Source organism: Paenibacillus sp. DRB1-1 (genome assembly GCF_052119485.1).
GTDB lineage: Bacteria > Bacillota > Bacilli > Paenibacillales > Paenibacillaceae > Paenibacillus > Paenibacillus polymyxa_B.
This window is the reverse complement of record NZ_JBODQH010000004.1, coordinates 17,012-27,557: the sequence shown is the minus strand read 5'-3', so window position 1 is coordinate 27,557 and position 10,546 is coordinate 17,012. Positions and strand designations below refer to the sequence as shown.

The window sequence follows — 10,546 nt, the reverse complement described above, 5'->3', positions numbered from 1 at the left end:
TCTAAGGGGAGTTTTTTATGCCATCAAGCTATACGAAAAAGGCAGGGTCGGCGAGAGGGAAGAAGCAATTTGCTCCAGACCCGAGCCGCTTTGTTTTTAATGTTGATACGTTATGGTACACGTGCGATGCCTGGAATTACGATGAAGTCATGGCATCCGGTCTGATGCAAACGTTGATCGAAGGCAAGGAGAACGCAGAAGAAGGCCAGCCGGACGTAATCCAGGTCAAGTTGGGGAGATATGAGTATCCGGCCACCTTCCAGATCGAAGCCGGAGGACAGCGGCCTATATACGCTTATCAGGTGCGTAACCAGGACATGGCTATATTTTTTGCGAAGAAACGCCGGAATGACGGTACTTTCCCAATTAAAGTTCAGATTAACCAATTTAAGCTGTGGGAGCTGGGCGCGCAAGATGCTTTTCTGGAGTCGCTAGAAGTCCTGACAGGTATGGGTTTTGCCTATGAGGGTAGTAAACCGAATCGTATTGACTTGTGTGTGCATTCGGATCAATTTCAGTGGACATTGGACGATCTGCGAGGTATGGACTATCCGAGGAACGTGGCAGACGATAACAAGCCGGATGCGCTACGTATAGACCCGTTTACAGGGATATTTGAGACAGCGTATTTTGGAGATCGGAGCAGACTGCAACTGCGTATTTATAATAAGTCAGTTGAGATCAAGAAAAAGGGAAAAGACTACTTCAATCAGATCTACTTGGATAAAGGCATGAACCCTGATAAGGTCTGGAACGTCGAATTTGAAGTACATAGGGACTGGCTCAAAGGGCTGGCTAACAGCGAAACGGGCGAAGAAAATGTTTTTGACAGCATGGATTTTCTTTTGCGTCTGGATGGCCTGTCTATGCTGTGGTCACACTTGGTCGGCAGCAAGTTTACACATAATTCTGCATTTTGGAAAGTTCTTCAAAAAGGCGATCCGCACCAGTTTACTGAATGCCGAGATCATTTGTTCCGGTTAAAGGATATAGACACGACCAAAGAAAGGGAAATTGCCCAAATTCGTGGACGGATGCAAAAGCTTATTTTTACCGAGAACTTGCCGGAAGATGCGGACATGATGATTGAAGCAATGAAAGTGTTTCAAACGATGGTTCATGAGTATGAGCAGGACAAAAAAAAAAATTTTGAAGATGATGTTTTGCAAAAACGAAGGCTCTACATGGATACGAAACTGTTAAAAGCTGAAATGGCAGAAAAACGGAAAACGACGAATAAGGTGGAGCTTTTGAATGAATTGCTTACTAAATCGAAGCTGCATAATATCGAAAAGGTAATAGGTGAAGATCAAGCGGTTCTGTTGCAGAAGAAAGAGCCGATAAGTGAACCTATTATGCCGGAAGTTGAACCTTTGCAAATGGCTGAGGAAGAACGACAAATGTTGCTTATGGGTAAGCAGCCGGATGGTATGCAAACGGAAGAAAGTATATGGAATGCTTATGTACAGCTTGATCCAAAAGAGCGCTTAGAACTGGAATACAACGTGTTTCCAGATGGTTTGCCAGGTTGGTTTGCCACGAAGAAATTCAAATTTGATGAAAAGGAATTTACAAAGAATAAGAATCCTAAAAAGCGTATGCCTGTAGAGGGTGAAGTGAGCCGAGGCGTACAAGTCGGGTTTGATTTTACAAAAGAAAAAGCCCTCTGATCGTGGGGATCGGAGAGCCTTCATTTCAAATTATCGTTGCTTATATTATATCACATGGAAGGGGATGCAGGGTATGAGCTATATGGAAAAAGAGTCGAAATATGTGAATGACCAAATGGAATTTTTGAATAAACTTGATATTAGCGATAATGATATGGCTGCCGTAAAAATGTCTATTAAAGAAGCTTATAGGGACGGTTATAGCGAGGGAAATGATATAGGCTTTAAGCGTGGATATGAAGGGTCTAAAAAGTATTTTAGGGTGAAAATGGATAGTTTGCTGGAAAGAATATCTGTGGAATTTGAGAGGGTAAAATCATGATTAATAGAGATCGTATAGAGAAAAAAGCTAAAGTTATGGCCGAATCGAAGATACGTTCCGAGAAGTTTGTCCTGGGAATCCGAGTAGAAAGCGAACGGGATATGAACTTACTGGCGGCTGGTTATATGTGCGGTTTTGTGGATGGGACTTTGGAGAAAGAAAATGGACAGTAACATTAAGGACATTATTTCCTGCATTTTGTTGCTTATTTGCGTAGTTGGTCTTTCTTGGATTTATCTTAAATTTTGCGAAATATCATCGCGTAGAAAATAGAGATTGGAGCTTATCGGATGAAAGAACAAAATACACCTGAACTTGATCTATCGCCAATATTTGACGGTATGTCAAATTTGTATGAAATATTTAGTTTTAGTTTTCATGTTTTGCTTGTAATGGCAGGTGCCTTTATCGCTATAAGAATTGCGTTTGCTCTTGTTAAGATGTTGAAATATGGAGGTTTTGATGAGGGTGGTAGGGGTGAATATCAACCTAAACCCGAGCCGGAAGAACCTGTAATCAGGACAAATGGCGGGTATTTTGTTAAAACGCCAGGCGGTGAAAAAGTTTTTGTGAGTGATGCAGAAATTTATCCAAATGATCCAGATGTCGCGGATCGTTCCAGGGTTCGGGGGAAATGGAGTTCAAACGCAAGGAGTGAATCTGTTTCAGACCGAAGCAATAACGACCTGATAACAGGCCTGATCATTGGTAGTGCGGTAAGCAACGCCTTTGAAAGCAGTTCTAACAACCATAGCAGCCATTCTAGTAGCCACAATAGTTATGATAGTCATAGTAGCCATCACAGCTATACAGACCATTCTAGCGACTCTTACGGCGGCGACAGCGGCGGTGGTGGTGGAGGTATGGATTTTTAATTTTATGAGCAGCCAGGGACCCTGGTTGCTATTCATTATGTACGGGGCATATCATAGGCGTAACGGGTTTTTTGATAGAGTGTAACACTATGAAAGGACGGTGTATAAACATGAAAACAGGCGACGTAGCAAGTTTTTTAGGCGTTAAGGCCGTTACGGTACGCAAATATGCTATGGCTTTGGAAAAGGCGGGATACTTGCTAGAGCGTAGCGATAGTAACAATCGGAGTTATACGGAAAAAGACGCTATGGTTATGCGAGAACTCGCTACGCTATGCAAGGATAGCGGTATAAGCGTTGAAAAATCTGCAATGATTGTCACGGCTAGGCATATGCAATTTTTATCCGATACGGGCGATGGAAATATGCCCGTAATAAACGGGGAAAGTCGTCATGATAAGCGATATGATCAGGCGATTGAGCTGCTCAAGCAGATGGCAGAGCGCAGCCAACAACAGGCCGGAGATATGGCGAGTATGAGAGAACAAATGGAGCTTCAAAGCAATGGTATAGCCGCTTTACAAAAGGAATTAGAAGCAACGAAACAGCTTTTAGCTGCTTCACAAGAACGGAAGTGGTGGCAATTCTTGCGCCGCAGCACAGACAAGCCGGAACAGGGTGGACCTGATCCAGAAACGGAGTGGAATCGAAAGAAGCAAAGGGAACGCGATATTTACACGCCGGGACGGGGATAGAGGGAGAGATATATATCTCTTTAGAAAGCAGCACGGTATGGACATGCTAACGGTATTTCTCTGTTTGGGAGAATGCCGTTTTTTGGTGTATGCTGAAAAGAAAAAAAAGAAAAGGAGAGGGATGCGAAAGGGAGAGGTTTTTTGGCTCGCAGTAGGAAACCGGAAAGTGAATTAACTAGAAGTGTTTGCATTAACCTAAAGCAAAAAGTTATAACTGAGCTAGAAAAGGAAGGTAACGTAAAACATGTGATAGAAAGACTAATCAACGAAAAATACTTGGGTAAAATTACCCAAAAAAATATAGACAAGTCCTAATTTTTTTTTTATAGTAAACAAGAACGGAAAATACGTTCTCGTTTTTAGTGTTCCATCCTAGTAATTAGGATGGATGTCCAAACACAAGAAAATTTGTGCGATTTTTCGGAAACGTGCTGCTTTCTAACTATTGTAGGATACAGCACGGTGACAAATAGCAAAAGATGGTCTATTCTGTAGATAACTAAAAACCTGAATAGCAAAAAAGCCCTGTTAGATGCTGATAACATCTACAGGACTTTCGTCGGGAAATGAAAGTTGGTAGCTTTCATTGTCCCATAGGTCGGAGCGAAATGCCCTCGCTCGTCCCTCAGAACACTTTATGTTATTTTTTCCTGTGTTGCAATAGTAGCAATATGGTAAAAATTTCTTTAGGTGTGTATTTTTTGAGAGATAATGAGGCGCAGCCGCTTATAGGCTGCGCCTCTTTTTTGCGTTCAGTGTGGGGGTGAAAAATGAACCACGATGAAGCTCCAGCACAACCGGAACCGTCCATTCCGGCGCAGGAGGTACATACAGATTCGGTCGTGCAGCCGGATACGGCTATCCAACAGCCAAACCCACAGCAAGCCGAACCTATTATCATGCCGGAAGCACCAGCGGTAACGAAAGATGTATACGTAGTTAACCAGCCTTTGGAACTGCGTAGTCAACAACTGGTGGAGCTTCCAAACGGGGATTTTATCGCCTTTAGTAACGAAATGACTCTAGGGGATGCGCTTGTCAGCGCTGGTCTTTTTTTAGTCCTGGCATTCCTGGTCTTGCAATGGTTGCTTAAACTATCGACGGGGAGAGGATAACGTGTCATTCATCCATTTAGATCCCAAGTCGACAGCCATTGCGTTGTCATTTGCTTTGTCATTACCCGTGGCGGTGTCCATGATGGGACATTTCTTGCTGGAGGTGGCCAAAGGATGGAAACGCTGATCGGGGCCGCTTTGGTCTGGTTCCTGGGGAATAAAGATTTAATCAAATTGCTGGCTGCCTTTTGTTCAGGTCTTGGCGTAGTTGCTACGTCCTTTACGCTCTGGCACAGAACAAGGGAGGGTGATAGATACAATGATGGACATTTCTGATATTTGGGACTGGAATTTCTTTTGGAGCATGTGGAAGAACTTCATGAAAACGGGTTCCAATTTCGTCATGGTCGTGGTTGCGGTCGTCGTGGTGGGTATGCTTATGACGGTCATTGTTAATGCCGTGAGGGGTAAGAAAACATGAATCTACGCCCAATTGCAGACCCAACTGTGAACTATCCGAAGTCCTTTTTTGACCAAGATCGTATGACTGAGATTTTCCAATTCACGAAATATTTTATTAAGTACAATATGCCGATCATCATGACGATTATCGCGGTGATCGTTGCAGGCATGGTATTGTACGTCATCATTGACATTTTTCACAATGCGAATCGTCAATCACGCGATGAAGACGATGAATTTGATTATTACTAAGTGAGTTCAGGGGCAACCCTTCTCTATATAAAAAAACAACAACTTTCCAAGGAGGAATTTTATTATGGCAGCAGCAGCAGTAGTGGATCTATCGGGGGTTACTTTACCTTTAACGCCAGCAGACGGCTTGTCCGCAGCATCCGGCTTTATGGGTCTGTTTGGTGGATGGACAGCAATCGGGATTGGTATTTCGTTTGCGTCAATCATCATCGGCTTTATTTTTTGGCTGGTTAAAAAAGGTAAGTCGGCCGCTGGCACTAAGTAAAAATGCAGTATCACAAATAGCCCAGACGATTTACTGTCTGGGCTATTTTTACAGAGAGGGTAGAAGCGATGAAAAAAATATGGTTAACACTGTTAATTATTATGCTGCTTAATATTCCGGTGCTGGCTTCCGCAGCCGTGCCGAAAGGCAATATTAAAGTGCCTGATGGTGGTTTTGAGGTGACTATACCGAAAGGTACATCTGGTACTTTCGCTGCTAAAACTTCGGGGGGAGGTACCAAATTTGTACCGTCCGAGGGTGGCGGAAAATACTACATAGCCAGTATACGTTTTAGGGTCAAAGGAGCTTTAAGCAACAAGGTATATGCTACGGTGACATTTGGCGATGGATACAAAATGAAAATAACCAGTTCGACGGACGGGGCACCCGTAGACGTTGGCACAACAGCGTTTAGGGCGCATAAAAGCAAGGGTGTATCTATCTCTCTTACATCCGATGGCAGCGCAGAAAAATTCCTTAAACTTGCCGAATACGGGTTCTTGCCGGATGCGGAGCAAGGAGGGACAACAAGCCCCCCGACACGGGCGGTGGAGGACAAACAACGCCTACACCGCCGACAGGTGGCGGTGGTGACACCGGAGGCGGTTCCAGTGGCGGCGACACAGGTACAACAAACCCTGGCGGCAACGACTCAGGCGGTAGTGATGATGGGGGAGCCACTGATCCGGGAGATGATTCCGGGGGAGACGATTCCGGTGGGCCCGATGGCGGCAGCTCATCACAATGTGATCCATGCGAGAACATAAAAAAGGCTCTGGAATGTCCAGATTGGGATGTCCTCATGGGGCAGCTCACCGGAGCTATCGAGAGAGCAATTCCGCCGCCGCCGGATTGGAACGATGTAGCTAACAAGATCGGTGCAGCTACCGTTAATCATTTGTCGAATTATGTCGGGAGTGTACCGGATGCGCCGAGCCAGGAAGAGATAGACCAGGCGACCATAGTCCCTTTGCCGCTGCCTAACATCTCCACGCCGGAGCAAGATACTTTGGTTCCAAAAGTCCCTGGGGAATTTGAAAATGGGCCGATTAAGTTTGACATTGCTAGCACTCCAGCCGTTGAGACAAAGGACGATTCGAAGCCCTTTGTGCTGTCTGATCCTAAGGATGGCATAGACAGCGTGGATATAGATAAGCCAAAGAAAATGGAACTGGAAGAACCACCAGTACCGAAGAAAATTATTTTTGATATACCGAAGGCCGCAACGCCGCCGACGACGATAGAAACCCCTACGCCTGGGAAAATAATTTTTGATATACCCAAGCCCAAGAATCAAACGATTGATACGCCTGCGCCTAGTGGGGCAGAGGTCGAAATTCCAATACCAAGAGAAGGAGGGGGGTAACGTGTGGTTTAAAAGTATATTTGCTTTCATAGCTGTTTTTTTATTTTTGATGCCGCATGAAGTAAACGCCTACCCAGGGGGACTTCTTAATGGTATGGAGGCGGTTGTTGTCCCTGGGGGAACAACTAAAAATCTTACAGACGGTAATGACTCAACCAAGCAATCTATCTATAAAAATTCGGTCACTTTCACGCTACCAAAAACCGCTGATTTAACCCGGATTAGAGCTAATGTAACGTATCGCATGAACGGTACGTTTCGCGTTGGGTTTTACTCGGATTCTGGCGTTTTGATTGCCCAAAAGTCTGGTTTCGGAATTGGGACACTGGATTATCCGGTTGATTTTAAATCCGTAAGAAAAATAGTCCTTGATGCAGCTTTGGGAGGCGATGGATGGAACACTGATTTGGCTGAGTTTGATGTTTTTGGATCTTACCAATTGCCCCGTCCGGATAACCTCCAGGTCGTTCCAGATATCAAGTCACTCAAGATAACATTTAACGAGGTTCCCAAGGCTACAGGCTATCTGCTCTATGTAGATGGTCAAAAGTTTAGGGAGCTGACAACGAACGAATATATCATGACGGATCTGATCCCCGACAAGGTGTACTCCATTAAGCTTACGTCTGTTTTTCCAGATGGAGAATCCGGTTTTAGCAAGGAGGTCCAAGCAGCTCCTTATGCAGAGGTCATTAATCCGGTTTTAAAAGTGACCAGTACCGCCTGGAATAGCGTGGGGTTGGCATGGACAAAGCCTAATGGATCAAGTCGTGAAGTAGTCTATCAAGATGGCACGGTGGCAGAAGGGAATTTTGGTAACGGATCGTTTGTATTCAAGGCAAAGCCGGATAAGAAATATAAATTTGTGGTGACCATGTATGACAAGTATGGTCGGTTTTTGTCCACGAATGCGGTCAATGTTACAACGCCTTTGCCGGTGACGGATACAGCTCAGGAAGAGGGGCCCGACTTTCTGTTGGTTAATTGGCAGAAAACAGAGGGGGCCACAGGTTACCGTATCTATCTCAATGGCCGTTTGATTGGTAGCGTGGGGCCGTCAATTTTTGAATACAAGATTACCAGGGCAATGGGGTATATCCCTGGAGCCATCGCGAATAAGGCGGAAGCCAGGGCGATATTAGCGGACGGCACAGAGGGGAATAGCAATAACCCTACAGCTCCAGTCCTCGACCTGGGGGGCGGATTTGGTGTACTGGATGCCGTTAAAGCTGGCTTGGAATTTGTGAAGCTGTTTAACGGTTGGGTGCTGGTCTCTTTGGCTATTGTCCTGGCAAATATGGTTATTGCTTTTATGTATTTAATTAACAAAAAAACGAAGAAACAAGGGGGCTAGTCACATGTCAAGCTTGGAGATATTTCAGTTCGCCGTTAAGCAGCTCGCGTACATATCTGCGCCGCTGATCGTGTTTACGGCCATTATGTATTCGGATCGCATTATCCATGAGATTTTCGCGATTGTCTATAAAACTCGCAAAGCATTGCCGCGATGATCCGTCAGATACTGCAATCATCCTGGCAATTTTTTGAGAGATTGTTTCATAGGCTCATGGAGTTCATTTCGTACCTCCTGGGCATTATGTTCCAGGCTCTTTTCGATTTTTTGAAGTTTCTGCTGCGGCCATTATTTGTGGTTATAGCCTTGATCCTTTATCTGGTCTATAAGATCGCAATGATTGCCTGGCTACTGATACAGGTTTTTTATATGATCGGGAAAATCATAGTCGCCATCGTGAAAGGTATTTTTGTCACCTTGGCCGGATTTACTTACGTTTCAAGATCGCCAGATGATGGCGTTTGGTCTCCTATTATCCGTAATGTAGCCCAGGGCCTTAATTACTTCCAGATCGACACACTATCCTATGTGCTACTGTTTTTGATTTGGTTTACGGTGGCCTGGGGAGTCATACGGATCATCGGCAGTATTCAGATGGGAGACTGATTGTATTGAATAATTTTAGTGGCATACAGTTGCCGAACGATGTACGAAGTTCCTTGCTGTCCGGCCTGGAGTTTATTGCTTATTTTGGGCCTTGGGTTGTTATTATTTTGGGATTTATATTTCTGCCATTTATCCATGAAAGAAGAGGGAAAAGCTTCCTACAATCGAGATTCATCTCGATAGGGACGCAAGAACTGGCCGGACGATCCGAACGGAAATATTCCATCATGCAGACGGTACTAAGACCGAAACGAGGGAGTACGACGACGATATAAAAATTAATCTGCCACCTCTCAGAGCGGTACAAGGTGGAAAATCCGGACGATAAAAAGGTGGCCAACTCATTCCGGATAGCAAAAAACGAACGATTATTGCTTCCGGATGTCGGAGATCCGGCCTAATATCCGAACAATGCAATTGGAATGAGGTGGTCGCTTGTATGAATATTTCTTGCCGCAGGGCTTGCGTAATGCGATAGATTCTATCTTTTCACCGCCGCTGGAGTTTTTGGGGATGGCGCGAGACTATCTTAACAACGTTAGCCAGGTCGCAGGACACGGCATTAACTTAAACAAATATTTCGTATTCTTCGGATACCTTCCGGCATCAATGCAGGCGGTCGTAGATTCGCTGCTGGCCGGAATCGTTATCCTGGGAATACTCCAGATCGTCAAAGTTATTTTAAGGCTGTATTACGCCGTCAAGGGCGGCGCTCAGTGGTGGTAAGAGGAGGGGAAGACATGGAAGGTAGTGTATTTAGTTATTTTTTTGCGATTGGATCAGGCTTGGCCTTGGGGATTGCCTGGGTCACAATGTTGTCGTTTTGGCTGATTAACAAAATTAAGAATAAGGGAGCTAACAAAAATGCGACTGTTCGGAAGTAAGAGCGAGGAAGTGGAGTATTTACCACAGGATGTGCTGGTTGTCCTGCAAAACGATGGTACAGCGGCTATAGCGCCGATTACAGACATTAACGATGAAAGGGTATATGCAGAGTCTATGGATGGCAATTACGCCGTACCAAAGGCCGACGTGAAGGCATACACGGGGCCACGTGGCCGGATATTTATGTATCCGACCATAACCGAGAATGTGGAGGATTGCCAGCGGATTGCGGCCTTGGAGCGCAGTACGGTTATGCGTCAGATAACGCACTTTGCGCCAGAAGTGGCCGAGGAAGGTCGTAGGCTGCCGCTTGGTAAGATCATCCTGATCGGTGGAGGGATTTTGTTCTTTCTTATCCTGGTCATCTCAATGGTGAGCAGATGAGTACACATGACAACGCAGATAAGATACAGTCCGTCATAAACGATGATTTGTTCCCTAATGTGCAGCATGTCAGCGATGTAAAACAAGTTCTGGCATTCATGAGTGACTACGCTGCACCTTTCAGCGAAGACCAGGTGCGGGCGCTGCTGCTCCTGGAAAGCATGGGTAATAACACCAGGCTGCACCCGGAGGGCAACCCGTACAATACGATTATTAAGCAGATTAAACAAGAATTTAAAAAATCCGTTGCACGGCCAGAAACATTCCTGCGTACCATCGAGGAGCTTATACCAAAGCCGCCTAAGCCGATTATTATGGCCGATGGACGCATGGTTAAGGGTGGAAGGGGGTAACA

Annotated in this window: 20 protein-coding genes; all 20 read left to right on the top strand. The window is 45.1% G+C overall.

Features of this window, described 5'->3' with window-relative positions; translation table 11 throughout:
• Window positions 1-17 precede the first annotated feature (17 nt).
• Window positions 18-1,670, top strand: a complete 1,653-nt coding sequence (locus ACQW03_RS26245; protein ID WP_441952850.1) for a replication initiation protein — start codon at window positions 18-20, stop codon at window positions 1,668-1,670.
• A 73-nt stretch (window positions 1,671-1,743) separates the two neighbouring features.
• Window positions 1,744-1,992, top strand: coding sequence for a hypothetical protein (locus ACQW03_RS26240; protein WP_441952848.1), 249 nt, complete (start codon window positions 1,744-1,746; stop codon window positions 1,990-1,992).
• Entirely contained in the window at window positions 1,989-2,165 is a 177-nt protein-coding gene (locus ACQW03_RS26235) for a hypothetical protein (protein ID WP_441952846.1), read from the top strand. Before ACQW03_RS26240 ends, ACQW03_RS26235 begins: the two co-directional genes overlap by 4 nt.
• Window positions 2,166-2,282: 117 nt before the next feature.
• Entirely contained in the window at window positions 2,283-2,867 is a 585-nt protein-coding gene (locus ACQW03_RS26230) for a hypothetical protein (RefSeq protein WP_441952844.1), read from the top strand.
• Between the two features lie 110 nt (window positions 2,868-2,977).
• Window positions 2,978-3,562, top strand: coding sequence for a hypothetical protein (locus tag ACQW03_RS26225; protein WP_441952842.1), 585 nt, complete (start codon window positions 2,978-2,980; stop codon window positions 3,560-3,562).
• A 770-nt stretch (window positions 3,563-4,332) separates the two neighbouring features.
• Window positions 4,333-4,677: a hypothetical protein gene (locus ACQW03_RS26220; RefSeq protein WP_441952840.1), complete on the top strand. Its 345-nt coding sequence runs from the start codon at window positions 4,333-4,335 to the stop codon at window positions 4,675-4,677.
• A 1-nt stretch (window position 4,678) separates the two neighbouring features.
• Entirely contained in the window at window positions 4,679-4,804 is a 126-nt protein-coding gene (locus ACQW03_RS26215; RefSeq protein WP_323873226.1) for a hypothetical protein, read from the top strand.
• A gap of 132 nt (window positions 4,805-4,936) precedes the next feature.
• Window positions 4,937-5,098, top strand: a complete 162-nt coding sequence (locus ACQW03_RS26210) for a PTS ascorbate transporter subunit IIC (protein ID WP_441952838.1) — start codon at window positions 4,937-4,939, stop codon at window positions 5,096-5,098.
• The gene (locus ACQW03_RS26205; protein ID WP_441952836.1) at window positions 5,095-5,331 is read left to right on the top strand and encodes a hypothetical protein; all 237 of its coding nucleotides are present in this window, start codon (window positions 5,095-5,097) and stop codon (window positions 5,329-5,331) included. Before ACQW03_RS26210 ends, ACQW03_RS26205 begins: the two co-directional genes overlap by 4 nt.
• A gap of 64 nt (window positions 5,332-5,395) precedes the next feature.
• Window positions 5,396-5,596 carry a hypothetical protein gene (locus ACQW03_RS26200; protein WP_441952834.1) on the top strand — a complete coding sequence of 67 codons (201 nt, stop codon included), beginning with the start codon at window positions 5,396-5,398 and terminating at the stop codon, window positions 5,594-5,596.
• Between the two features lie 68 nt (window positions 5,597-5,664).
• Entirely contained in the window at window positions 5,665-6,363 is a 699-nt protein-coding gene (locus ACQW03_RS26195; RefSeq protein ID WP_441952832.1) for a hypothetical protein, read from the top strand.
• A 35-nt stretch (window positions 6,364-6,398) separates the two neighbouring features.
• Window positions 6,399-6,962 carry a hypothetical protein gene (locus ACQW03_RS26190; protein ID WP_441952830.1) on the top strand — a complete coding sequence of 188 codons (564 nt, stop codon included), beginning with the start codon at window positions 6,399-6,401 and terminating at the stop codon, window positions 6,960-6,962.
• 1 nt (window position 6,963) lies between these two features.
• The gene (locus ACQW03_RS26185; protein WP_441952828.1) at window positions 6,964-8,316 is read left to right on the top strand and encodes a hypothetical protein; all 1,353 of its coding nucleotides are present in this window, start codon (window positions 6,964-6,966) and stop codon (window positions 8,314-8,316) included.
• A gap of 4 nt (window positions 8,317-8,320) precedes the next feature.
• Window positions 8,321-8,473, top strand: coding sequence for a hypothetical protein (locus ACQW03_RS26180; protein WP_441952826.1), 153 nt, complete (start codon window positions 8,321-8,323; stop codon window positions 8,471-8,473).
• Between the two features lie 56 nt (window positions 8,474-8,529).
• On the top strand, window positions 8,530-8,922 hold the full coding sequence (locus ACQW03_RS26175) for a hypothetical protein (protein ID WP_441952824.1): 393 nt from the start codon (window positions 8,530-8,532) through the stop codon (window positions 8,920-8,922).
• Between the two features lie 5 nt (window positions 8,923-8,927).
• Entirely contained in the window at window positions 8,928-9,197 is a 270-nt protein-coding gene (locus ACQW03_RS26170) for a hypothetical protein (RefSeq protein ID WP_441952822.1), read from the top strand.
• 160 nt (window positions 9,198-9,357) lie between these two features.
• Window positions 9,358-9,648, top strand: coding sequence for a hypothetical protein (locus ACQW03_RS26165; protein WP_441952820.1), 291 nt, complete (start codon window positions 9,358-9,360; stop codon window positions 9,646-9,648).
• 14 nt (window positions 9,649-9,662) lie between these two features.
• Complete coding sequence (locus tag ACQW03_RS26160; RefSeq protein WP_441952818.1) at window positions 9,663-9,806, top strand: hypothetical protein; 144 nt, start codon at window positions 9,663-9,665, stop codon at window positions 9,804-9,806.
• Entirely contained in the window at window positions 9,787-10,191 is a 405-nt protein-coding gene (locus tag ACQW03_RS26155; protein WP_441952816.1) for a hypothetical protein, read from the top strand. Before ACQW03_RS26160 ends, ACQW03_RS26155 begins: the two co-directional genes overlap by 20 nt.
• Window positions 10,188-10,544, top strand: a complete 357-nt coding sequence (locus ACQW03_RS26150; RefSeq protein ID WP_441952814.1) for a hypothetical protein — start codon at window positions 10,188-10,190, stop codon at window positions 10,542-10,544. Before ACQW03_RS26155 ends, ACQW03_RS26150 begins: the two co-directional genes overlap by 4 nt.
• Window positions 10,545-10,546: the final 2 nt, after the last annotated feature.

Coding starts and splice junctions, on each gene's coding strand:
- ACQW03_RS26210 (WP_441952838.1), top strand. CDS start 4,937: ATGATGGACATTTCTGATATTTGGGACTGGAATTTCTTTTGGAGCATG.
- ACQW03_RS26175 (WP_441952824.1), top strand. CDS start 8,530: ATGGAGTTCATTTCGTACCTCCTGGGCATTATGTTCCAGGCTCTTTTC.
- ACQW03_RS26200 (WP_441952834.1), top strand. CDS start 5,396: ATGGCAGCAGCAGCAGTAGTGGATCTATCGGGGGTTACTTTACCTTTA.
- ACQW03_RS26225 (WP_441952842.1), top strand. CDS start 2,978: ATGAAAACAGGCGACGTAGCAAGTTTTTTAGGCGTTAAGGCCGTTACG.
- ACQW03_RS26205 (WP_441952836.1), top strand. CDS start 5,095: ATGAATCTACGCCCAATTGCAGACCCAACTGTGAACTATCCGAAGTCC.
- ACQW03_RS26155 (WP_441952816.1), top strand. CDS start 9,787: ATGCGACTGTTCGGAAGTAAGAGCGAGGAAGTGGAGTATTTACCACAG.
- ACQW03_RS26240 (WP_441952848.1), top strand. CDS start 1,744: ATGAGCTATATGGAAAAAGAGTCGAAATATGTGAATGACCAAATGGAA.
- ACQW03_RS26245 (WP_441952850.1), top strand. CDS start 18: ATGCCATCAAGCTATACGAAAAAGGCAGGGTCGGCGAGAGGGAAGAAG.
- ACQW03_RS26160 (WP_441952818.1), top strand. CDS start 9,663: ATGGAAGGTAGTGTATTTAGTTATTTTTTTGCGATTGGATCAGGCTTG.
- ACQW03_RS26235 (WP_441952846.1), top strand. CDS start 1,989: ATGATTAATAGAGATCGTATAGAGAAAAAAGCTAAAGTTATGGCCGAA.
- ACQW03_RS26230 (WP_441952844.1), top strand. CDS start 2,283: ATGAAAGAACAAAATACACCTGAACTTGATCTATCGCCAATATTTGAC.
- ACQW03_RS26190 (WP_441952830.1), top strand. CDS start 6,399: ATGGGGCAGCTCACCGGAGCTATCGAGAGAGCAATTCCGCCGCCGCCG.
- ACQW03_RS26180 (WP_441952826.1), top strand. CDS start 8,321: ATGTCAAGCTTGGAGATATTTCAGTTCGCCGTTAAGCAGCTCGCGTAC.
- ACQW03_RS26195 (WP_441952832.1), top strand. CDS start 5,665: ATGAAAAAAATATGGTTAACACTGTTAATTATTATGCTGCTTAATATT.
- ACQW03_RS26150 (WP_441952814.1), top strand. CDS start 10,188: ATGAGTACACATGACAACGCAGATAAGATACAGTCCGTCATAAACGAT.
- ACQW03_RS26220 (WP_441952840.1), top strand. CDS start 4,333: ATGAACCACGATGAAGCTCCAGCACAACCGGAACCGTCCATTCCGGCG.